General features: G+C 46.2%; 17 protein-coding genes. 2 read left to right on the top strand and 15 right to left on the bottom strand.

Going from position 1 to position 23,510, the window contains the following annotated elements:
* Positions 1–91 precede the first annotated feature (91 nt).
* From ybaK to BN8908_RS19005, 14 genes are all read right to left on the bottom strand, one after another.
* Positions 92–577, bottom strand: a complete 486-nt coding sequence (ybaK, locus tag BN8908_RS13515; protein ID WP_068691148.1) for a Cys-tRNA(Pro) deacylase — start codon at positions 575–577, stop codon at positions 92–94.
* Positions 578–730: 153 nt separating this feature from the next.
* On the bottom strand, positions 731–2,683 hold the full coding sequence (locus tag BN8908_RS13510) for a fimbrillin family protein (protein ID WP_068691146.1): 1,953 nt from the start codon (positions 2,681–2,683) through the stop codon (positions 731–733).
* Between the two features lie 106 nt (positions 2,684–2,789).
* The gene (locus BN8908_RS13505) at positions 2,790–4,337 is read right to left on the bottom strand and encodes a fimbrillin family protein (RefSeq protein WP_068691145.1); all 1,548 of its coding nucleotides are present in this window, start codon (positions 4,335–4,337) and stop codon (positions 2,790–2,792) included.
* Between the two features lie 13 nt (positions 4,338–4,350).
* A complete protein-coding gene (locus BN8908_RS13500; RefSeq protein ID WP_068691143.1) occupies positions 4,351–6,192 on the bottom strand; it encodes a fimbrillin family protein in 1,842 nt (613 codons plus the stop codon).
* A 361-nt stretch (positions 6,193–6,553) separates the two neighbouring features.
* Positions 6,554–7,810 carry a threonine ammonia-lyase gene (gene ilvA, locus BN8908_RS13495; protein ID WP_021989360.1) on the bottom strand — a complete coding sequence of 419 codons (1,257 nt, stop codon included), beginning with the start codon at positions 7,808–7,810 and terminating at the stop codon, positions 6,554–6,556.
* Positions 7,811–7,847: 37 nt separating this feature from the next.
* Positions 7,848–8,921 carry a 3-isopropylmalate dehydrogenase gene (gene leuB / locus BN8908_RS13490; protein WP_021989359.1) on the bottom strand — a complete coding sequence of 358 codons (1,074 nt, stop codon included), beginning with the start codon at positions 8,919–8,921 and terminating at the stop codon, positions 7,848–7,850.
* A 138-nt stretch (positions 8,922–9,059) separates the two neighbouring features.
* Positions 9,060–9,650 (bottom strand): 3-isopropylmalate dehydratase small subunit, encoded by a 591-nt coding sequence (gene leuD / locus BN8908_RS13485; RefSeq protein ID WP_021989358.1) that lies wholly within the window; start codon positions 9,648–9,650, stop codon positions 9,060–9,062.
* Between the two features lie 45 nt (positions 9,651–9,695).
* A complete protein-coding gene (gene leuC / locus BN8908_RS13480) occupies positions 9,696–11,096 on the bottom strand; it encodes a 3-isopropylmalate dehydratase large subunit (RefSeq protein ID WP_021989357.1) in 1,401 nt (466 codons plus the stop codon).
* Positions 11,093–12,589, bottom strand: coding sequence for a 2-isopropylmalate synthase (locus BN8908_RS13475; protein ID WP_068691141.1), 1,497 nt, complete (start codon positions 12,587–12,589; stop codon positions 11,093–11,095). The genes leuC and BN8908_RS13475 overlap by 4 nt, the downstream gene beginning before the upstream one ends.
* Positions 12,590–12,751: 162 nt before the next feature.
* Positions 12,752–13,798 (bottom strand): ketol-acid reductoisomerase, encoded by a 1,047-nt coding sequence (gene ilvC, locus BN8908_RS13470; protein ID WP_068691139.1) that lies wholly within the window; start codon positions 13,796–13,798, stop codon positions 12,752–12,754.
* Between the two features lie 264 nt (positions 13,799–14,062).
* Complete coding sequence (ilvN, locus tag BN8908_RS13465) at positions 14,063–14,581, bottom strand: acetolactate synthase small subunit (protein WP_021989355.1); 519 nt, start codon at positions 14,579–14,581, stop codon at positions 14,063–14,065.
* Positions 14,582–14,599: 18 nt separating this feature from the next.
* On the bottom strand, positions 14,600–16,336 hold the full coding sequence (gene ilvB / locus BN8908_RS13460; RefSeq protein ID WP_082989267.1) for a biosynthetic-type acetolactate synthase large subunit: 1,737 nt from the start codon (positions 16,334–16,336) through the stop codon (positions 14,600–14,602).
* Positions 16,337–16,347: 11 nt separating this feature from the next.
* A complete protein-coding gene (gene ilvD, locus BN8908_RS13455; protein ID WP_068691134.1) occupies positions 16,348–18,162 on the bottom strand; it encodes a dihydroxy-acid dehydratase in 1,815 nt (604 codons plus the stop codon).
* A gap of 408 nt (positions 18,163–18,570) precedes the next feature.
* Positions 18,571–18,735, bottom strand: a complete 165-nt coding sequence (locus tag BN8908_RS19005) for a hypothetical protein (protein ID WP_222860029.1) — start codon at positions 18,733–18,735, stop codon at positions 18,571–18,573.
* A gap of 221 nt (positions 18,736–18,956) precedes the next feature.
* On the opposite strand from BN8908_RS19005, the gene BN8908_RS13450 reads away from it, so the two are divergent.
* Both BN8908_RS13450 and ispG read left to right on the top strand, forming a co-directional pair.
* Positions 18,957–20,864, top strand: a complete 1,908-nt coding sequence (locus BN8908_RS13450) for an AMP-dependent synthetase/ligase (protein WP_068691133.1) — start codon at positions 18,957–18,959, stop codon at positions 20,862–20,864.
* A 48-nt stretch (positions 20,865–20,912) separates the two neighbouring features.
* Entirely contained in the window at positions 20,913–22,745 is a 1,833-nt protein-coding gene (ispG, locus tag BN8908_RS13445; RefSeq protein WP_068691131.1) for a (E)-4-hydroxy-3-methylbut-2-enyl-diphosphate synthase, read from the top strand.
* Here the strand turns inward: ispG and BN8908_RS13440 are convergent.
* The gene (locus tag BN8908_RS13440; protein WP_068691129.1) at positions 22,742–23,059 is read right to left on the bottom strand and encodes a hypothetical protein; all 318 of its coding nucleotides are present in this window, start codon (positions 23,057–23,059) and stop codon (positions 22,742–22,744) included. The two genes, ispG and BN8908_RS13440, sit on opposite strands and share 4 nt — an antisense overlap.
* Between the last annotated feature and the right edge of the window lie 451 nt (positions 23,060–23,510).

The raw sequence follows: 23,510 nt of genomic DNA, 5'->3' as shown, positions 1-23,510 counted from the left end.
TACAATCTAAAATCTGCAATTTCTTTTTTTGCAGAGATGGGTGTAATCTAAAATCGTCAATCTAAAATCTACAATTTTAGAGGAACAATGATTAATATGTAGGTATCGAGAGTTCAGTTACTTTTGCCTGAATAAATCCGATTAGATTTCGGGGATTGATTTTGATTTGAAGTCCCCGGATGCCGGCACTGATATATATAAAGGAGAAATCATTACAGGTAGGGTGGATAAATGTCGGAAAAAGTTTCTTCATGCCGATCGGCGAGCAACCGCCCCGGATATAGCCGGTAACGGGAAGTAAATCTTTCATGGGGATAAGGTCGGCTTTTTTATTACCGGAAGCTTTGGCGGCCAGTTTCAGGTCGACTTCAAGGTCTCCGGGAATGACACAGACGAAATAACCGGTTTTGTCTCCGTGCAATACCAGTGTTTTGAATACACAATGAATATTCTCACTTAATTGTGTCGCTACATGCGTTGCTGCCAGATCATTTTCATCGACTTCGTAAGGAATCAGTTCATAGGTAATTCCGGCTTTATCGAGTAACCGTGCTGCATTGGTTTTGCTGATTTTCATCTTTATCGTTTTATAGCATGCAAAATTAACTGAAAAAAGACAAACGGGCTCTTTCTTCAGTTGTAAAATTATGCTTTACCCCCAGGATTATTATTCAAATCCGATTGGCAGGGGGTGTTTACGAATTGACAAAACCTGTTGAGGAATTACTTTCTATATTGGGTTTGCGCCATGTGGTCTGAACGGCTTTTTGTACAACGATTCATAATATAATTCGAGGGGAGGTGGCATCGGGATCGGATTATTACTTATGGCTGCCGGAGTCGGATGTGTCTCTGCCGGATCGTCGCGCCTGTAAAATTCATCCATATCGAATGTTTCTCCGATCCATTGGAAAACATGCCGTACGATAGCCTCTCTGGATATGGCGTTAAACCCTTGATCGGTATCCAGTATGTTCATGATACTGTAACGTGACGGGCGCCATACGCCGTCGGAAAAATAGTATCCTCCTTCATAGACATTTTCCGAGGAATACCCCGGGCGTCCGATGAAGTGTTTCCATTTTACTTTTGTCGGATCACCTGTGATATCCAGGTTGGAATAAAGTGCTGCTTCCTTGCGGTCTTTTCCGATAGCTACTAGCCGGTCTTCATACTCGTCTCCCAGGCCGAATCGATGTCCCATTTCGTGTAGAGCGGTTAAATGCGACCAATCGTTAACAGAAGCCGTGATTATATTTCCTCCGGATCCGCCGTGCATCGGATCGTTTACCAAAACGAAAATCATGTGATAGTTGGGAAGCGCTTTGTTGGCGTACGTGATTGCGGTCCACTCATCCCTTATTACCAGTAGACGGTTGATTCCGTTCCAGCCGAAAGTAGCGTCGAATTTAGTGTCGATGATATTTTCCCTTGCGTTTTTATCGGCTCCGCGCTCGTTCGAGTGGGCATAAACCTGATATACTTTAAAATAATCTTTGTATGTTTTAAGAGGCTGTTTGGAAAATATAAAATCCAGGGATTTTTCCACCTCTTTGTCAAAGGCTCCGCCTACAACGTTGTCTTCTTCGATAAAGCCGTCGCCCAGAAATACGATATTGTATGTTTTTTCGCGTTCGCTGTCTAAAACGATACGCCAAGTTCCGTCTTCTCTGACGACGATTTCATTTTCGTCTGCCTCGGCATCGCCTGAAGTGGTGCCGCCGTCAGCCCAGTCTTCGATGCTGGAAGTCACTTCCAGTCCGGGCAGGTTGACGGTGATGTTGAAAATGTATTTTTTACCGCTTTCGAATGTTTTGTTATTTATTTTATAATACAACTCCCTGCCGGATGCAAGGTTTACTTTGATGAACGGGATTTCCCCGGCGTCTCCGATCGTTTGCGGAACGATAACGGCTTCGGCATAATCGGCACCGGAGAAATCATCTCCCGGAATGACCTTTGCGGGGATTAAAATGGGTTCGGGGGTGTTTTCTGTGGCTGCCGGTCTTACCATTGCTGCGCGTGCTGTCCCGTCGCTTATTTCGTTATCTTGTTCCGGTCTGAAGTCGGCTTTCAATTTTGTATTCATGAGGGTAACGGTAGCACCGTTCAGGTCATTTCTCGTCAGGCCTGTACCGGCTTTCAACGCTATTTCTACTTTGGAAAGAAGGTGATAGAAATTTAAGACCAGTCTTTTGGTACCACCGGAAGCTCCTGTCCGGGCGACACTTTTTTCGGCGGCATACAACAGGTCGGACTTGGCATATTCGACCGTTGTCGTTTGGTCGGCTGAAACCGTATGTATCAGGCCCGATGCAGGAAAGTCCGTGATGTCTTCCCTCATGTCTGTTCCGAAATGACCGTGGAGTGCATAGATATTTAAAGCTTCACCGCTTTGCGGAAAGTACCGGGCACTTCCGGTAAAGGTATTGTCTCCTTTGGCTCTCAGGGTCCAGGCTTTGATGTGCGGATCGCCTGTCGTTTTATCTGCCCAGGCATATACGGTCTGTCCTTCGGTAATCGATGTCGATTGGGTATTGCTGCGCGTAGAAGCTTTGATACGACTGCTCAGTTGCAGCGCTACGGGGGCATTAATCTCCTCTTGTATCTCTTTTTCAAGGGTACAAGCTGTTGTTATAAATAAGGAGGTGACAACTGCTGTAAGTACTTGTTTTCTTTTCATGTTATTCTTGTTTTAATCCTTGCAGGTACTGAAAGTCCGGTAAGGATGGCATTATTATGATGAGTTGAATTTGTTTGTATTGATTTCGATTCGCCCCGACGGTTCGTCAAACAGCCAAAATGTAGCGTATATTTCTGCCGGGAGGCATATATTTTGCAATAACTCCTTTGCTGCCGTTGGTGAAATCTATTATGTATGCATAGAGGAATCCGTCTTCCGTGATCGACCAATGCTGACCCTCCAGTGTTTGGAGACCGGTTATTTTAGAGAGTTGTACATTGAGTAAATCTTTTTCTGCATATATAAATTCCAGCTCTTTGTAGGAAGGAACATACCAACCGCTGCTGCCGGCAGGGGACGGATGTAGCGTTTCGTACTCCCGGACTCTCAGACAGGGTCTTACTTTGAGCCTCCAGTCGTCGCCGGTTGCTGTAGAACCGTATAGCCCTTCGTTGTAATCGTGTAAAGCGAGAGTGTTGGAATAGCCGCACATTTTTTTATCCTCTGCTAAATTGACTTCCCCTTTATAGGGATTTCCTTCGGCATTGATCCAGGTTGTATTAATGTCTACAGGGAGGCTGCTGTAAAGCCAATCATCGAAATCCATACCCAAAGAAACGACCAGGCCGTGTGTACAAGTGGGATGTGCTTTTTTTAACAATAGATCATCGACAGAAGCCTGTTCCCCGACGTAAAATACGATACCGACAACGGTAGCTGAAGCCGGGAATGAAAGGGATTCTGCCGGAAGCAGGAATGTCTTGTTTTCGGCATCGGTACAATAGAAATCACCTGCCTTTGCTTTATCCCAGCCGTAATCGGGTATGTCGACGGCCGATCTCAGTGTATACCGGGTATTGGCAACCGGAGTAATAGCAGGTAAGGTTCCTTGATAGACAACATTTCTGTAAGTGTATAACCAACGGGGGACGATTTTTGTGCCCGCTTGAACGATATAGCGCCAACTGCCGTCTGTTACCGGCCGGGCGTACCGGGTTTCTCCTGCAATGGTGAGGCTGACGTTACCGACTGATATGGCATTTTTCGTTACCGTTCCGTCCGGCATACGGAGTTGTACCGAAGGGGAGAGTGATATGAGTGAATAGGCATGTTCCAACCGGATGTTCAGGGATTTTTGTGGAATGCCGGAGCCCGACTCCCACAACATCAGATCGGAATTGCGGTAAGCTGCTTCGTCACGCTGATCCGGTAACGGCGGAAATTGCAATTTGAGGGCAGTGGCCGTAGACAAACCGTTTGCTTCCGGACGATAAGGGAAATAGACCAGATAGGAAACACTCCCTACCGTATTGTCATAATAATAAGGGCTTTTGCCTTCGTTTTCTCCCAGTATGCGGTCGAAAGTCCAGGCGCTACCGTCATATCGATAAGGAAGGTTATCGGCCAGGATATTTCCGGTTTGGCTGATGACGATAATTCCGATACGGTCGTCTTTGTCGAAAGTCGTTTGATTGCCGTTGTCTGTGCTGCGGGTGACGGCTCCGGAGGGAGAAACGAAATTAGCCGGACTGACGGATATGGAAAGAGGAATATTTTCCTCCCCGGTATAATGATTTTTATCGGTGTCGCAGGCTGTAATCAAAATGACGATACCGATAGCCGTTGAGAATTGTCTGAATAGATACTTTATCATTTTCCTTTTGGGTTTAGAATGTTAATATCGCGCGGACATAACAGAGACGACGAAAATTCGGTTGTTCCGGATTTATTGCTTTTGCGTAAAAAGCAGGTGTTCCATTCGTTAGGCGTATGTACCAGGCAGACCATCCGGAATACTCCGTGCTCGACCAATAGCCGCCGGGTTCGGTCTCCCACCCGAAAACAGGCGGATCTCTGAAAAGGTTTGCCGGGGAGATGGCGTTCAATTTGTCATAAAGTATATTGCCTGTTTCGTTTTGACACAGATTGTAAATGTCGGATAATTGCTTGAGAGAGGGCAGATACCAGTCACTGGTGTTTGCCGGGGCTGTTGTTTTTGAGCGGTAATCGAAGATGGTTTTGAAAGCCGCATATTTATTCCAATCTTTTCCTCCCCTGTATGTACCGATAATGTGTTCCGTATTCCGGTAACCGTTATAGGCTGTGTTATACCGGGACTCTGCATTTTCGAGTTCCGTATCTGTATCTAGTTTTCCCCAGGTACAGGCATTGGTGGCAGCATCGGCCAGTGCTACGACGTAACCGAGAATCCGGTTGCCGGACAGTTTACCGTCGTAATTTCGGGGATGATCCGTACTGTCCGCACCTGTTTTGAATACGATGCCGATACACTTTTCTGCATTGTAAGCGATAGACCAGGTTCCGTCCCTGTTGTAATAATTGCCTGTTTCGACGTAGGCGTCGTAGGTCAATTGTAAATCCGAACGGATGTCGGTGAAGGTAAATGTGTAGCTGCTACCGTCCCGGGCAATTGTCCGTTCCGTTTTGCAGATGCCGCGGCTGATAAATCCTTTCATTTCTCCTCCTGCCGGTGCATCATAGGTGATGGAAAACGAATTGCCGGCGATTTCATAGTGATTCCCCTCTTTTAGGGTCGCATTATCTATGTGTAATTCCAGGCCGCTGACAGAAGGGATGGAGACTTGAAACACCGCGTCCGTTGCCGGTTGGTCCCAACCCGGGTTTTCTGTCCATTGAGAACCGTTGTTTTCTACGGTGACCGTTAGGCCGGACTTCTTTACGGTAATAAAATAGGTATATAGGTTTCCGGATACGAAATCGGCTTCGGTTTCGTTTTTCGGCGTATAAAAGTAATTCTTGCCCTCTACCGTTATTCGGATAAACTGCTTATCCTGTATTCGTCCCGGGACAAGCAATGCCCGGACAGATTTCTGATATCCTTCTGTGGCCGCGACCGTTTGCGGCAGAACAACCGCATTCCCGTTTGTTGTCTGAGCGACGGAACCGTCCGGAGCTATGGCCCCGGAGGTCAGTGCTACATTGACGAAACTGACGGTAGCATTCCGGATTTGTTCTGCCGTAATGCCGTCTCCGCTTTTCAGGTTCGTTACGACTTTGACAGGCAGATGGCGGAAGCCGAGGTGAGGCGGGGTCGATTTGTCGAATGTCAGTGTCTTTGAAGCATAGAGGAAATCGCTGTTTTGGTAACCGCTGTTTGAGGTCTGGTTGCTTTGTATGGTAAAACTTCCGGGAAGATCAGGAGAATACGGATACCAGGCCGTGATGTCCATTGTCGGACTGTTCCAATATAAGGGATCATTGCTGTTCAGTTTGCCTTCCGGTGATGTGACGATATATTGTTTTACCGTTTCTTCGGATTGTACCGCAAAGTGACCGTTAATATTTTCCCAGTTATTGTCTGTCGTACCCCGCGTTACAGTCAAACTCTCCACCGAAGCGGTGAACGTTATAGGGTGTTTGCCGTCCGGCAAACGACCGATATCTTCCGGGCCGGTACGACATGCCGTGATGAGTGATGCCGTATAACAGGCGAAAATCGGCCAAAATCCCCGTAATTGTTGTTTCATATTTTTGCGTTTACCGTTATTGCTTTTCAAATCCTCCCGTTAGAGGAGGCTTTGGCTGGATCGAGTAAGGCTCTTGATTTACAGCAATTGCATTTTCCCGGGGATAAAAATAATACCTGTTTTATAAACGCTTATTTACAAAACGTTCGAATCTTTTGTCATTTCGTTTAGTTCGTTGTTTTTTTGTCGGGGAGTAGGAGATTGTCGGAATACAAGCCGTAACATGGGATGTTGAAACGATGCCGGACGATGGTCTGATTCCGGTAAACAGCCTCTCCGGATTCTTAGATAAACCGGAAAGAGGCTGTTACGTCGATGTATAAAATAGTATCTGAGGATACGGATGGCGGAAAGGCGTGCTTTACACTAAAAATTCGAATAAATTGGGATTGTCGTTGAGGTATATGTATTTGATGCCTTGTTCCTCCATACGGGTAAGAAGACCTTTGAAATCTTCCGGATGCTGAAGCTCAATGCCGATGACTGCCGGTCCTTTTTCCCGTTGTGTTTTTTTACGGTATTCGAAATAGGTAATGTCGTCGTGCGGACCGAGGACATTGCTGACGAAATTTTGCAGGGCTCCCGCACGTTGTGGAAAACGGACGATGAAGTAATGTTTTAGTCCTTCGTATAGCAAAGACCTTTCTTTGATCTCTTCCATACGGGTGATGTCGTTGTTACTGCCGCTGACGATACATACGACATTCTTCCCTTTGATTTTGTCTTTATAATCATCGAGAGCACTCATACTCAAGGCTCCTGCCGGTTCGACTACAATAGCGTCGAAATTGTAAAGCTGAAGTATAGTCGAGCATATTTTTCCTTCGGGAACAGTGATGACATCGTCTGCCACCCGGCGGCAAATATCGAAGGTTAGTTCCCCTACCTGTTGAACGGCTGCCCCGTCTACAAAATTGTCAATTTCTAAAAGCTCCGTGACTTTCCCGTTTTCGAGGGATTTTTTCATACCGGCAGCTCCGGCAGGTTCTACGCCGATAATTTTGGTCTTCGGGCTCAATTGTTTGAAGAAGCTGCCGACGCCGGCGAGCAAGCCTCCTCCTCCTACCGGGATAAAGAGGTAGTCGATAAGGTCTTTTACCTCCTGCAAGATTTCCAGTCCGACAGTTGCCTGCCCCTCGATGATGCGTAAATCATTGAAAGGATGGATGAATACCGATTGGTTTTTTTCACATTCTTCCATAGCTGCCGAATGGGCATGATCGAATGTATCGCCTGTCAATATGATTTCAACGAATTTTCCCCCGAACATTTTAACTTGATTGACCTTTTGCTTCGGGGTAGTAACCGGCATAAAGATTTTTCCTGCAATTTTCAATTTGTTGCAGGAGTAAGCAACGCCCTGGGCGTGATTACCGGCACTGGCACACACGATTCCGTGTGTTCTTTCGTCGGAGGTCAAAGATTTGATCTTGTTATAGGCACCCCGGATTTTGTAGGATCGAACCATCTGCAAATCTTCTCTTTTCAACAGGACATTTGCTCCGTAGCGTTCCGAAAGATTGCGGTTTTTCATCAAGGGAGTCGGCACGAGGATTTCGTTCAGCGTGTGTGCAGCCGTCATAATGTCTTTTAAATCCGGGAAATAAGTTTCGCTCATGATATATTGTTGTTAATCGGATATGAAATTGTTGTTTTTAATTGTCGGTTAAAATGAGCCGGGCGATGGCATCGCCGACTTCTTCTGTTCCGTATGCTTTACCGTTTCCGGATATATCTTCGGTTACGATTTCCTGCTGTAATGTGTTTGCAACGGCCTGCCGTATTTTATTTCCTTCTTCCGGGAGCCGTAAAGCATATTCGAACATCATCGCCGCCGATAATATTGTGGCAACGGGATTCGCAATATTTTTTCCGGCAGCCTGCGGATAAGAACCGTGAATGGGTTCGAACAGCGAAGTGTGCAGCCCGACAGATGCCGAAGGGAGCAGTCCGAGGGAGCCGCTTATGACACTGGCTTCGTCGGTCAGAATATCTCCGAACATGTTTTCGGTGACAATGACATCGAAGTGTTTGGGCTGCTGAATTAGTTTCATGGCAGCGTTGTCCACAAACATATATTCGACTTCGATATCCGGCCAGGCCGGTGCTATTTCCTGTACGGTTTCCCGCCAAAGGCGGGATGTGGCCAGGACATTGGCCTTGTCTACCACCGTCAGTTTTTTCCGGCGGTTACGGGCGTAGTTGAAACCGAGATCACAAATACGCCTGATTTCGGCCTTTGTATATACGCAACTGTCGAAAGCGGTCTGTCCGTCTTCGGACCTTCCTTGCGGACGTCCGAAATAAATACCGCCGGTCAGTTCCCGGATACAAACGAAATCTACGCCGTCGATCAATTCCTGTCGTAACGGAGAACGGTGGCGTAATGTCGGAAATATAGAAACAGGCCGGATATTGGCATACAAGCCCAAAGCTTGTCTCATTTTTAAAAGCCCTTGTTCCGGTCTTATCCTGGCTTGGGGATTATTGTCGAAACGGGGATCGCCGATGGCTCCGAACAGTACGGCATCCGCGTCCATACAGATGCGGTGGGTAGCTTCGGGATAGGGGTCGTTACAGGCATCGATGGCCGCTGCTCCGACAATACCGTAAGTGTAATTTACGGTGTGTCCGTATTTATGGCAAACGGCATCGATCGCTTTTACTGCCTGCCCGATAATCTCCGGGCCGATACCGTCTCCGGGAAGAATTGCTATTTTAAAATTCATGGATTTTTAATATTATACATGCTATTTTAAATACTCCGGGAAATGATGAATGATTCGAATGATTTTGCAATCTTTGGTAATGAAGATTACAAAAGCATGAAATAAATCAACGGACCTGGAGCAGCCTGTAATTTACAATTAATTTTTAAATCGTTGTTCTTCAAAAGCGTTGATTTTTTCTTTCAGACTCAACAGATAATCGATATCGTCAAAACCTTTGATCAGACATTCTTTTTTGTAAGGATCGATGTCGAATTTTTCCTCTTCTGCAGCAAACCGGATGGTCTGCCCGGGAAGGTCGATCGTGATATATAGCCGGGGCTCGTGAATTAAGGCAGAGAATAATGTTTTCAGAAATTTTTCGGATACCTGCACCGGTAATAAGGCGTTGTTCAGTGCGTTGTTACGAAAGATGTCCGCAAAATAGCTGGAGACGACGGCTCTGAAGCCGGCTCCCCGAATGGCCCAGGCGGCATGTTCCCGGCTCGAACCGCAACCGAAGTTTTTTCCGGCGATCAGTATTTCTCCTTTGTAGCTGTTTTGGTTCAGTACGAAATCTTTTTTTAGCTGTCCGTTCGGTTCCGATCTCCAGTCGTAAAAAAGTCTGGAGCCAAACCCTGTTTTATCCGTTGCTTTTAAAAAACGGGCCGGAATAATTTGGTCGGTATCGATATTTTCAATGTTTATAGGTACCGCTGTGGCTGTTAATGTCGTGAATTTATCTTGCATATCTTTATTCTGACTTGTTTGTATTTTCCGGATTCCGGCAAATGGTTACCGTTCCGGATCGTATAAGGGATGCGTTAATTTACCGTGGATGGCCGCTGCTGCTGCAACCAGGGGGCCTGCCAGCAGAGTACGCGCTCCCGGTCCTTGTCTGCCTTCGAAGTTACGATTGGATGTGGCTACGCAATATTTGCCTTCCGGGATTTTATCGTCATTCATGGCCAGGCAGGCAGAACATCCGGGTTGGCGTAATTCGAAGCCGGCTTTTTCGAGAATGTCCCGTAATCCTTCTTCGATAGCTTGTTTCTCGACTTGCTTGCTACCCGGGACAATCCACACGGTCACCTGAGGCGCTTTCTTTTTTCCTTTTACATATCCGGCAAAAGCCCTCAGGTCTTCGATACGTCCGTTTGTACAGCTACCGACAAATACATAGTCGATTTTTTTCCCCATCAGGGCTTCACCTGGACGAAACCCCATGTATCCGAGTGATTTCAGGAAAGAAGGCCGGGAGTCTGTGGGGATTTCTTCTAGCCGGGGAATGCTCTCCGAGATAGCTGTTCCCATGCCGGGATTTGTTCCGTAAGTAATCATCGGGCGGATGTCCGTTGCCCGGAAAGTTACTTCTTTGTCAAAAACAGCATCGGGCTCGCTGTATAATTGTCTCCATCTTTCCAATGCTATATTCCATTCAGCTCCTTGCGGTGCATATTGCCGGCCTTTCAGATAGGCGAAAGTGGTTTCGTCCGGAGCGATCATTCCGCCACGGGCACCCATTTCGATGCTCATATTGCAGATCGTCATACGGGCTTCCATCGAAAGAGAACGGATCGTTGATCCGGCAAATTCGATAAAATGTCCGGTACCGCCTCCTGTACCGAGTTTTGAAATAATATACAGGATGATGTCTTTCGAACATACACCCGGAGGTAATTTGCCTTCTATATTGATGCGCATGGTTTTGGGCTTGGATTGCAGTACGCATTGGGAAGCCAGCACCATTTCGACTTCGCTTGTGCCGATTCCGAAAGCAACACATCCCAGGGCACCGTGTGTGGAGGTATGGCTGTCTCCGCATACAATGGTCATTCCCGGTTGGGTTAAGCCGGTTTCCGGTCCTACGACGTGGACGATGCCATTGTGCGGACTACCTACTTTGAAGATGGAAATACCGTATTCTGCACAATTTCTTTCCAGGGTAGCCAATTGTTCCCTGGAGAGCAGGTCGCTTGCCGGTAAATGCTGGTTTTTTGTTGGAATATTGTGGTCCGGACTTGCTGTGATCCGGGCCGGACGGAAAACTCCGATGCCCCTTTGCCGCAGGCCGTCGAAGGCTTGAGGACTGGTGACTTCGTGAATGTATTGCCGGTCGATATACAGAGCGCAGGAACCGCCGGGAAGAACACTGACTGTGTGTGCATCCCAGATTTTGTCGAATAATGTTTTCATGATATTTTTGCTATGGCATCTAAAAATGATTCTACTGAAGCCGAAACAATATCTGTATTGGCAGCGAACCCATGATACATTTTCCCTTTGTGGGAGATTTGTACATGTACTTTTCCCAAGTCGTCGCTACCGCGTGTGATTGCTTGTACCAGATATTCTTCTACATGGACACGGCGTTTGGTTATATTTTTCACGGCATTGAAGGCAGCGTCTACCGGACCGTTGCCACTGGCTGTTTCTGTGAAAACATCGCCGCCGAAACTGACTTGTACTGTGGCGGTCGGAATGGTTGTCGAGCCGCAGACCACTTGTAAGGCTTCCAATTTTAATGCCCGGTTCCGGCGGGATTTTTCGCTGCCGACCAATATTTCCAGGTCACGGGTGGTGATGTCTTTTTTCTTGTCTGCCAATTCCAGAAATTTTTGGTAGAGGGCATCCAGTTCTTCTCCTTCCGGGGTGTAACCGATTTCTTTCAGATGATGTTTGAGGGCTGCACGGCCGCTGCGAGCTGTCAGAATGATACTGGATTGATCGACGCCCACATCTTCAGGAGCGATAATTTCATAAGTTTCCCGGCTTTTCAGTACGCCGTCCTGATGTATACCCGATGAATGGGCGAATGCATTCCGGCCGACGATGGCTTTGTTGGGTTGTACCGGAACGCGCATCAGGCTCGAGACGAGCTGGCTGGTGGCGATGATTTCGCGGGTATGGATTCCCAGTTCGTAATCCAGGTTTTTGTGGCAGGCGATAGCCATAACGATTTCTTCCAGGGCGGTGTTACCTGCTCGTTCCCCTAAACCGTTGATCGTTACTTCGGCTTGCCGGGCGCCGTTTTGGATCGCTGCGATCGTGTTGGCTGTTGCCATTCCCAGGTCGTTGTGGCAATGTGTGGAAATGATGGCTTTGTCAATGTTGGGAACATGGTTCATCAGATAATTGATTTTTGCTCCGTATTCATTGGGAAGACAATAACCGGTCGTATCCGGGATATTGACCACCGTAGCGCCGGCTTGGATCACAGCTTCGACAACACGGGCCAGATATTCCGCTTCCGTTCGCCCTGCATCTTCTGCGTAAAATTCCACATCGTCTACGAATTGCCGGGCGTATTTAACGGCATCGACGGCACGGCGGATGATTTCTTCCGGTGTGGAGTTCAGTTTTTCATGGATGTGGTATATAGAAGTGCCAATGCCGGTATGGATACGTCCTTTTTTGGCATATTGCAATGCTTCGGCTGCCACTTCGATATCTTTTTTTATAGCACGGGTGAGAGCACAGATGGTCGGGTTTGTGACCGCCTTGGAGATTTCCACGACAGAGTTAAAATCACCGGGACTCGAAACAGGAAAGCCGGCTTCGATGATATCGACCCCGAGTTTTTCCAATTGACGTGCCACTTCGATTTTCTCAATGGTGTTTAATTGGCAACCGGGTACTTGTTCGGCATCCCGTAAAGTCGTGTCGAATATATATACTTTTTCACTCATAATGAATTCAATTAGAGGTTAAAGGGCAGGTGATCTGCTTATGTCAGGTTGTATCTTTCAGGTTACAGATTGAGTATCCACGTCCCTTTAATCAATTTAGGGGCGTGGAAAAAGAAAATCAAGTTGTAACAGAATCGTAAATCTACAGTCTGCAATCCATTGTCAGTTATTTTCCGGTCTTAATTTGCGGACAACAGCTCCGGTTTGCCACATTTCGGAATTGCGCATTGTTTTTAGTTCGGTTTCGAGTTTTTCCCGGTAGTCGGGTTGGCTATTCGAGTCGATAGAACGCTGGGCTTCATTTCCACAGGCTACCTGACCATAGAGTTCTTCGAATACGGGTTTGGCCGCATCCCGGAATTTTTTCCACCAATCGAGAGCGCCCCGCTGGGCTGTTGTCGAACAGTTGGCATACATCCAGTCCATCCCGTTCTCCGCTACCAGCGGCATCAGGCTTTGGGTCAGTTCCTCCACGGTTTCATTGAAGGCTTCGGACGGAGTATGTCCGTGTGCGCGGAGTGTATCGTATTGAGCGGCGAATATACCCTGTATCGCACCCATCAATGTACCCCGTTCTCCGGTCAGGTCGGAATAAACTTCTTTCTGGAAAGTCGTTTCGAACAGATAGCCCGATCCGACGCCGATACCCAAAGCGATGACCCGTTCTTTGGCTTTTCCCGTTGCGTCCTGAAAAATGGCATAGCTGGAATTGAGTCCCCGGCCTTGCAGAAACATCCTTCTTAGACTGGTTCCCGATCCTTTCGGTGCAATCAGGATAACATCCACATCTTTAGGAGGTATGATACCGGTGCGTTCCTGATAAGTAATACCGAAGCCGTGGGAAAAATAGAGTGCTTTCCCTTTTGTCAAATGTTTTTTGATGGCCGGCCAGGCACAGATCTGACCGGCATCTGAAAGCAGATATTGAATGATGGTGCCTTTTTCAGCCGCTTCTTCTATTTCAAATAATGTTTCTCCCGCTACCCAGCCGTCGGCAACGGCTTTGTCCCAGGATTTGCTGTTTTTACGTTGACCTACGATAACATTGAATCCGTTGTCTTTCAGATTGAGAGATTGTCCCGGACCTTGTACGCCGTATCCGATAACGGCGATCGTTTCGTTCTTTAATGTTTCCAATGCTTTAGAAAGCGGGAATTCTTCCCGTGTAACTACGTTTTCTTCAACTCCTCCGAAATTAATTTTTGCCATGATAGTAAATTTAATGGTTTAGATATGTTTTAATATTTAGTGTGTTGATTTTTAAAGTATGCCGTCATAATTAACCGATGTATTCAAGTTTAGGTGATAACCTTTATTTTTGATTTATGCTTCCTCTTTTTGCAGGGGAAGATTGTGGGTTTAATTTAAAATTCAGGTTTTAATTGTAGATTTACAATTTAGATTAAATGAATCCGGCGACGGCCCCCTTTGTTAAACAATTTCAATTTCAATCTAAAATCTAAAATTTACAATTTACAAATCCTCTTCCTGTTTCTGTTGCAGGAATTCAGTCATTAATTCTTTCCTGGACTTAATGACGGCAACCAGACCCGAACGTACGAATTGGTATACCCCGTAAGGTTTTAGTAATTCGAAAAGGGTTTGTGTTTCCTCTTTATGACCCGTTTTTTCCAGAATGATATAAGTTTCGTCGATTTCCAGTATTCTTACATGATGCTCCCGGACCAGATTTTCGATGTTTTTGTTCCGGGCAACTTTATACAAGGCGATTTCCTGCTGGACAACTTCATCCGGAGTGAAAACGAAGACTTTCAGCACATCGATTTTTTTCTCGATTTGTTTTGCCAGTTTTTCAACCTTTTCGGGATCGGTATTTACGACGAGGGTATACTTATGAATGCCCGTGATCGAAGATTCCGAAGTGGTCAGGCTTTCGATATTGATGTCCCGGTAAGTAAATACCGTTGTAATCTGGTTGAGTAAGCCGACTTTATTTTCTGAAAATATGGTGATGATGTATTCTTTAGTCATAACTTCAGTGTTTGGGGTTTATTCGAGCCTGATTTCGGATACGGATGCTCCGGCAGGTACCATCGGGAATACATTTTCTTCTTTTTCGACCTTTACTTCCAGCAAAAAAGCATCTTTGCATTGCAACATCCGGTCGATAGCATGGTCCAGTTGTGTGCGCTCTTCGACACAGGTATAGGCGATGCCGTTGGCTTGCGCAATCAGTCCGAAGTCCGGATTGGTCATTTCAGTGAATGAATACCTTTTATCGAAAAACAGTTCTTGCCATTGCCGGACCATACCTAAAAAGCGGTTGTTCATCAGAATAATCTTAACCGGAATCCGGGATTGGAAAATCGTTGCCAGTTCCTGTAAATTCATTTGAAAACCGCCGTCTCCGACAAAAAGACATACATCGCGTTCCGGAGCTCCGATTTTGGCTCCTATGGCTGCCGGTAAACCGAAGCCCATCGTTCCCAATCCTCCGGAAGTGATGATGCTGCGGCTGCGTTTGAAACGGAAGTAGCGCGAAGCCACCATTTGTTGTTGTCCCACATCGGTTACCAGAATAGCATTACCTCCGGTTGCATGCGAAATTTTATGGACCACTTCCCCCATACGAAGATGAGGTGTTTCTGGGAATAGTTCTTTTTCAATTATCTCCTGATACTCGATGTTATAGCAGGCTCGAAATTCTTCCAGCCAGGCTGAATGATCCTTGGGAGCTATCCTGTCTGTCAGTAAAGGCAGGGTTTCTTTAACATTCCCGAGGACGGGTACGTCGGCATAAATGATTTTATTGATTTCGGCCGGATCGATTTCCAGGTGTATGATTTTAGCATTGATACCAAATCGGTTGGGATCTCCGGTAACCCGGTCGTCGAAACGCATTCCGATGGCAATCAGTAAGTCACATTCTTTATTTTTGATATTGGGGGCGTAGTTGCCGTGCATACCGAGCATGCCGACATATTGCGGATGTTCGTTGGGCAAGGCTGACAACCCCAGTAAGGTCGATGCAGCCGGTATACCGCTTTTTTCCAGGAAAGCCTGTAATTCCCGTTCTGCGTGTCCCAGGATTATTCCTTGTCCGAGGAGTGCCATCGGTTTTCGGGCTAAATTGATCAGACGTGCAGCTTCGGCTATCCGGTTTTTATCCGGAGCAGGACAGGGCATATAGCTTCGGATATGCTCTGTCGGATGATACCGGTAGGTCGTAATCTCCTGTTGTGCATCTTTCGTGATGTCGACGACAACCGGGCCGGGTCTTCCGCTACGGGCGATGTAAAAAGCCCTGGATATGGCAGCAGGGATGTCGGCGGCCCGTTTGACCTGACAATTCCATTTGGTGACGGCCTGTGTGATTCCGATAAAGTTGGTTTCCTGGAATGCATCGGTACCGAGTAAGGATGAGCCTACCTGTCCGCTGATGATTACGACCGGAGTGGAATCCATCAGCGCATCGGCAAGACCGGTGACGGTATTGGTCGCTCCCGGTCCGGAGGTTACAATGCAAACGCCTGTCTTACCGCTACTTCGGGCATATCCCTGGGCTGCGTGAACGGCTCCTTGCTCGTGGCGGACCAAAATGTGGTTGATGCGGTTGCGGTAATCATACAGAGCATCGTAAACGGGCATAATCGTCCCTCCCGGATAACCGAAAATGGTTTCGACTCCTTCCCGTAAAAGAGTTTCGATAACAGCTTTAGATCCCGAAAATTGCTCGGTTCCGGCCGTTTGCTTTTCCATTGCTTGGTGTCGTGTTTTCGTTTTCATGGGAGATGGATTTAATCTATGATCCGGACGGCGCCTTTGTCCGCCGAACTGACGAATCTGGCATAGGCCTGTAAAGATTTGGAAACACAACGATCGCGTGCAACCGGTTTAAAAGCTTTTATAGCTTGAAGCCGGTTACTGATTTCATCTATACTCAACAACAGGTTGATGCTGCGTTCGGGAATGTTGATCTCGATAGGATCTCCGTCCTGGATGATGGCTATTTCTCCTCCTGCGGCGGCTTCGGGAGAAATGTGACCGACAGACAATCCGGAAGTGCCTCCGGAAAAGCGTCCGTCCGTAATCAAAGCGCATACTTTATCCAGATTTCTGGATTTCAGATAGGAAGTTGGATATAACATTTCCTGCATACCCGGTCCGCCTTTGGGACCTTCGTAACGGATGACGACAACTTCTCCGGCTTTTACTTCCCCGTTAAGAATACCGTTTATTGCCTGTCCCTGTGACTCGAAAACTTTGGCGATGCCCCGGAACACCAGCAGCGATTCGTCGACTCCGGCTGTTTTTACAATGCAACCGTTGCGGGCGATATTACCGGTTAGTACTGCTAATCCTCCGTCTTTCGAATAGGCATGGGCCGTATCCCGGATACATCCGCGTGTACGGTCGGCGTCGAAGGTTTCGAAATAATGACTCTGGCCTCCCAGTTCCTGACTGAATTTTCCACCCAGTGCGCTTAAATAGAATTTCCGGGCTTTCTGGCTGAGGCGTTCACTCTTTATGTCGTATTTGGTCAGACAGGAAGCTAAACTGTTATAGCCGATCCTTTTTACCGAAGTGTCGATAAGACCGGCTCTGTCCAGTTCTCCGAGAATGCCCATGACACCTCCGGCACGATTGACATCCTGAATGTGGTAGCGTGAATTGGGCGAAACTTTACAAAGTACCGGAATTTTTCGCGACAAACGGTCGATATCCTCCAAGGTAAAGTCTACTTCGGCTTCATGGGCGACAGCCAACAGGTGGAGAACCGTATTGGTAGAGCCTCCCATGGCGATGTCCAGGGCCATGGCATTTTCAAATGCCGCTTTTGTCGCAATAGAACGCGGTAATACGGAGTTATCACCTTCGAAATAATACATGCCGGCTTTTTGTACGATAAGAGAAGCCGCTTTCTCGAATATGCGTTTCCGGTTGCTGTGAGTGGCCGGTATAGTGCCGTTTCCCGGAATGGCTAATCCCAGGGCTTCTACAAGACAGTTCATGGAGTTGGCGGTAAACATACCGGAACAACAGCCGCATCCGGGACAGGCACTTTTTTCTATTTCTTCTATTTCTTCATCGCTGTACTTTTCGTCGGCACCCATGACCATGGCGTCGACCAGGTCGACAGGCTTGCCTTTATAAGTGCCGGCCTCCATCGGTCCTCCCGATACAAATACAGTAGGTATATTCAGGCGCATGGCAGCCATGAGCATGCCGGGCGTGATTTTATCGCAATTGCTGATGCAGACCAAAGCGTCTATTTTATGGGCGTTTGCCATGTATTCGATGCTGTCGGCAATGATGTCACGGGAAGGAAGCGAATATAACATTCCGTCGTGTCCCATGGCAATACCATCGTCAATGGCAATGGTATTGAACTCTGCTGCAAAACAACCGCGTTTTTCTATCCCTTCTTTTACGTATTGGCCAATCTTGTGCAGATGACCGTGGCCGGGAACGAATTGAGTAAACGAATTGGCAATTCCGATTACCGGCATACCGAATTCCATGTCCTTCATTCCATTCGCTCGCCAAAGGCTTCTGGCCCCCGCCATTCTGCGGCCTGTCATTGTCGTTAGACTTCTTAGTTTGTTTCTCATTTTTGTTTGTGTTGTGCAGTAAATTACTAAAAACAAGAAGGCCTTTCCCGTTGTGTGAGAAAGGCCTTTTATATGAATATGTTGTGTGTTGTCATTCCAATAGATATACCTTTCTCACGTCGTAGCAGAGGACCACGATAATCAAAAGGTTCATAATCAGATGTAGGAATAAATTTGCCATACTTTTACATTTTTATGCAGGCAAATATAATAATGAAACTTTGTGAATACCAAATATTTCTTGTAATATTTACACGAAACGATGCTTTTGTATAGAATTATACAAATACAAACGTATGCATAAAAATGAAAAACGTATGGTTTTAAATTTAGAATTGAAATTTCCGGTTTGAATGAAAAAAATGGAAACGGATTTGTAATGGTAAACCGGAGATTGCGTGTCCGGATTCAGTCGTCATAGGGAATTCGTATAGCCTCCTTGAGAAAGGAACAAGGTTGAAGTGCTTCCGGCAACTCATAGAAAAGAGGCTCTGTCATTTGAACGGAGAAATGACAGAATGACTCAGAGGTCGTTTGAGGTGTCTCAATTTTATTTTTTAATACAGACACCATGATAAAAATAATTAGCGTTAATATGCCTGTAATGGTTAATCTCATAGCTTCAATTATTAAACGGTGGAAAGGAGTATACGAGAAAACCGGGGCAAAAGTTGCAGTAAAAAGAAAAAATAGTGTTTTATCGGATTATCCGGTTTTCAGAGATTCATAAATTGATATTTGATACTGAATTGCGGAATTGTTATTAACTTTGTCCTTATTATGGGAAGAAGAAGATGGATACGATTATAGACTTATTCGAGCGGAGTTGTTTAAAATTTCCGGATAACCCTTATTTGTGGGAGAAGAAGGACGGAAAATATGAGGCATTGACCTACAGCCGGGCGAAGAGCCGGGTGATGGAGATTGCTGCAGGATTGCTGGCCGTCGGATTGAAAAAAGGACAGCGGGTTGCGTTGTTAAGTGAAGGGTGTAGTGATTGGGTATGCAGTGAACTGGGAATTTTATACGCCGGAGGTGTCAATGTACCGTTGAGCATTCGCTTGACGGCCAGGGAACTCGTGTTCCGTATCAATCATTCGGGGGCCCGTTTTGTGTTCGTTTCTCCTTTTTATCTCCATATTTTAAACAGTATATTGGGGGAGTTGGAGTCTGTTGAAAAAATAGTTGTGTTCCGTTCTTCGGGAGAAATGACCGGTCTCTGTAGTTCATTTGCCCGTTTGGTACAGGAGGGCAGACGTTGGCTGGGAGTTCATCCCGGGCATTTGGAAGAGATCGCGTGTTCGGTAAAAAGTACCGATATGGCCAATATATCCTATACCTCAGGGACGACGGCAGAACCTAAAGGGATTATACTGACTCATGGGAATTATGTCTGCAATGTGTTGCAAGCCGATTCTTTGATTCGTATCCCTGAATTTTATAAAGTATTATTGTTTCTTCCCTGGGATCATAGTTTTGCACATACGGTCGGTATTTATTCTTTTATGTATAACGGAGCTTCTTTAGCGGCCGTCGATTTTGGAAATTCTCCGATGGATTTTTTGCGTAATATACCGCTCAATATGCGGGAGATCAAACCTCATGTTTTGTTGAGCGTACCGGCAATAGCCAAGAATTTCCGGAAAAATATCGAAGCGGAAATCCAGCGCAAGGGGAGATTTGTCACTTTTTTGTATATGCGGGGGCTGAAATTTGCCTATTGGTATTACGGGGACGGTAATTATAGAAAAAAAGGCTTGAAAGTATTGGTGGCACCGGTAAAGCATTTTTTCGATAGCTTGGTTTTTTCGAGGATCCGGAAATCTTTCGGAGGAAATTTGCGTTTTTTTATCGGAGGCGGTGCTTTGTTGGATGTCGAATTGCAAAAATATTACCGGGCCTTGGGAATTCCCATGTATCAAGGATACGGTTTGTCCGAGGCTTCTCCGGTAATCAGTTCGAATACGCCGGAGTGTCATAAGTTCGGATCTTCAGGGCGACCTGTGACTCCGATGGAACTTCGGATCTGCGATGCCGACGGTGGGATAATGCCGCTGGGAGAACAGGGAGAGATCGTTATCCGGGGAGGGAATGTCATGCGGGGATATTGGTGTAACGAAATTTCTACGGCAGAGACAATACGCGAAGGCTGGCTGTATACGGGTGATTTGGGATTTCTCGACGAACATGGATTTTTAACGGTATTGGGGCGTTTTAAATCGTTGCTGATAGCCAATGACGGGGAGAAATACAGTCCGGAAGGGATTGAGGAGGCGATTGTGGAAAAATCCCGGTTTATCGATTACTGTATGTTGTATAATAACCAGTCGTCGTATACGGTTGGCTTGATTGTGCCGAACAAAAACGCATTGAGAGAGTATATTCAGGGTAAACATATAGAGGCCGGTACAATTGAGGGGTATAAGATGATGTTGGATAAGATTCGCCGGGAATTGATGGAATATCGTTACGGAGGGAAATATGCCGGTCTTTTTCCCGAGCGTTGGCTGCCGGCAGTTGTCGTCGTTTTACCTGCTGCGTTGAATGAAAAAGACGGGACAATTAATTCTACCTCTAAAATGGTCAGGAGACGTATTACGGAGTTGTATAAGTCGGAATTAGCCTTTGCTTATACCCCGGAAGGAAAAGATATATTGAACTGTACAAATACCCGGAATATACGGAAATTGTTTGATAATTAGGAGGTTTTGTGATTGTACGGCAGTCAGAATCAGTTTTTAGGAAAGAATATGCGCAGAAAAACTACAATTGTAAAAATCGGTAACTTGTCTTTGTCTTCGGAAGAGCCGGTAATGATACAATCCATGCTGAATACTTCAACGATGGATACGGAAGCCTGTGTGGAGCAGGCGATACGGATTATCGATGCCGGCGGCCGGTTGGTAAGGATTACGGCTCAGGGAGTGAAAGAAGCGGAAAATCTGAAAAATATACGTGCAGCCCTGTGTGAGCGGGGCTATACGACTCCTTTGTCGGCCGATATTCATTTTAATCCTGCCGCAGCCATTGTGGCAGCACGGTATGTTGAAAAAGTGCGTATTAATCCCGGTAATTTTGCGGATAAACGGGCTACTTTTGAGCAATTGGAGTATACGGATGATCAGTATGCCGCAGAATTGGAGGTATTGAGGCAAAAATTTACGGAATTTCTGGAAGTTTGCCGGGAACACCATACGGCTGTCCGTATCGGTACGAATCACGGTTCTTTGTCGGACCGGATTATGAGCCGGTATGGAAATACGCCGGCCGGTATGGTAGAAGCGACGATGGAATATCTGAGAATCTGCCGGGAGTTTGATTTTCCGGATGTAGTTATTTCGCTCAAATCGAGTGATTGCCGGGTGATGGTGGAGGCGGTCCGTTTGTTGGTGAAACAAATGGAAGAGGAAGGTATGGCTTATCCTTTGCATTTGGGGGTAACGGAGGCTGGCGAAGGAGAGGACGGACGGATTCGTTCGGCGGTAGGGATCGGTTGTTTACTGAATGAAGGCATCGGAGATACGGTACGGGTATCGCTGACAGAGGCTCCTGAATATGAGATACCGGTGGCCAGGTCGCTGGTCGGGTTATGTGATCCGCAGTATCACCGGGAAAGTAAATCCGTTACGGCAGGTGTTGCGCTAAAACCGATAGTGGTTGCCGATCTTTCTGTGGCTGGGAGTATTGAAGCACAACTGATCCGCGATCTGGATTTTCACCCGATAAATACAGGGTGGAAAGCCGGGAATAAGGCTCCGGAAATGATCTATACTGAAACGGTAGGCCCTGAATTGGCTGAATTACCGGAAAATGTGAAGGTCGTTGTGCCTGTTGCCGCATTTGACCGGGCGAAGGTGTTTCGGCGGAATGTATCTCCACTGGTCGGAGCAGAAGAGTTTATCTGGGAGAAACAAAATGCTGAAGACTCCTTTGTGGAAGTAATAAAGGAAATGCAGGTAGACCGGCACCTGGCAGAGAAATTATCTTCTTCTTCGGCAGTTGTCGTGTTGAATCCTGAAAATCCCGGTTACCATGCATTTCGTAGCTTGTTGAAAACGATACGTGAAAACGGTATTTCCAATAAAGTTATTGTCCGGGTGATGACAAATTGCAATGACAAAGAGTGGGTGAAACTTTGGGTGGCGGCACATACCGGTGGTCTGTTTATCGATCGCTTGGCAGATGGGATCTGGATTTCATCTCCGGCAATTTCCGATCCGCTTTTGGGGTTGAATCTGGGAAGGAATATTCTCCAATCGGTAGGCTTACGGCGTTATAAAGCAGAATTCGTCAGTTGTCCCGGATGCGGACGTACATTGTATAATTTGGAAGAAGCCGTTGCAAAAGTAAAGCAGGCATTCGGCCATCTTGATAAATTAAAAATTGCCGTCATGGGATGTGTGGTTAACGGACCGGGAGAAATGGGAGATGCTGATTATGGATATGTCGGAGCCGGGAACGGTAAGGTAAATCTTTATAAAGGCCGTCGTATGATGAGGGTGGCTGTACCGGAACAGGAGGCGATAGCTGCTCTCGGACAATTGATCCGGGAGAATGGGGATTGGTGTGATAAAACGGCTTAATGGGAAATGATACCGACGATGACGATAGACGTTATCAAAAACAGGACGAGTAAACCGACTAAAATGAATAAGGTTTCTTGCCAACTCTTTCTTCGGTAGGTGATGTAGAGCAGATTTATGCTGGGATAGACCCACAATAAAAGCAGGACGGCTTTGAAAACATATCCCGTTCCCGAGCAACTTTGCCCGTATAACCACTTCATAAAAACGGCCGATTCGTATGTCAGTAATGTCGTCATGACAGTTACGAAAGAAGCAATCAGTAAAAGTATTACCGATGTTTTAATTCCGAATATACAGCTTATTTTTTTCATAAAGTAATCTGGTGGATTTACTATCATTTGTCGTCAAATAATGAAACCGGAGAAAGAAACGTTGAAATTTGATGGCAAAAATTTACCTTCAATAGTCCTTTCAGACCCGCAAAGTATAACTTCCCGGGTTTATTATTTCCGACATTTGATAAATCAGAACTTGTGAAAAAAAAGCGTGGAATCTGTTAGCCTATTTATTCTGAAGGATCTGGACTTCCCTTATACAAATAAAACAACAGTCCACGCTTAGCCTTATATACGGTAAGCCCGAACGTAAGTTTTATCCCTGTATAAATGAAATTGTCCAGATTCCAGAATAGAGATAACACGCTCTTTTTTATTCTCAAAATGTTTGTTTCAGTAAATACCACGAAACGATACAAAGTTAAGAATATTTAAAAGCATTCCAACGCTCTGTGGACTGTTGTCTTACAAAAGTAGTATTTATTAA

Origin of the sequence: Culturomica massiliensis (genome assembly GCF_900091655.1) — a bacterium.
In the GTDB taxonomy this organism is placed as follows: Bacteria; Bacteroidota; Bacteroidia; order Bacteroidales; family Marinifilaceae; genus Culturomica; species Culturomica massiliensis.
This window is presented reverse-complemented; position numbering and strand designations above follow the sequence as displayed.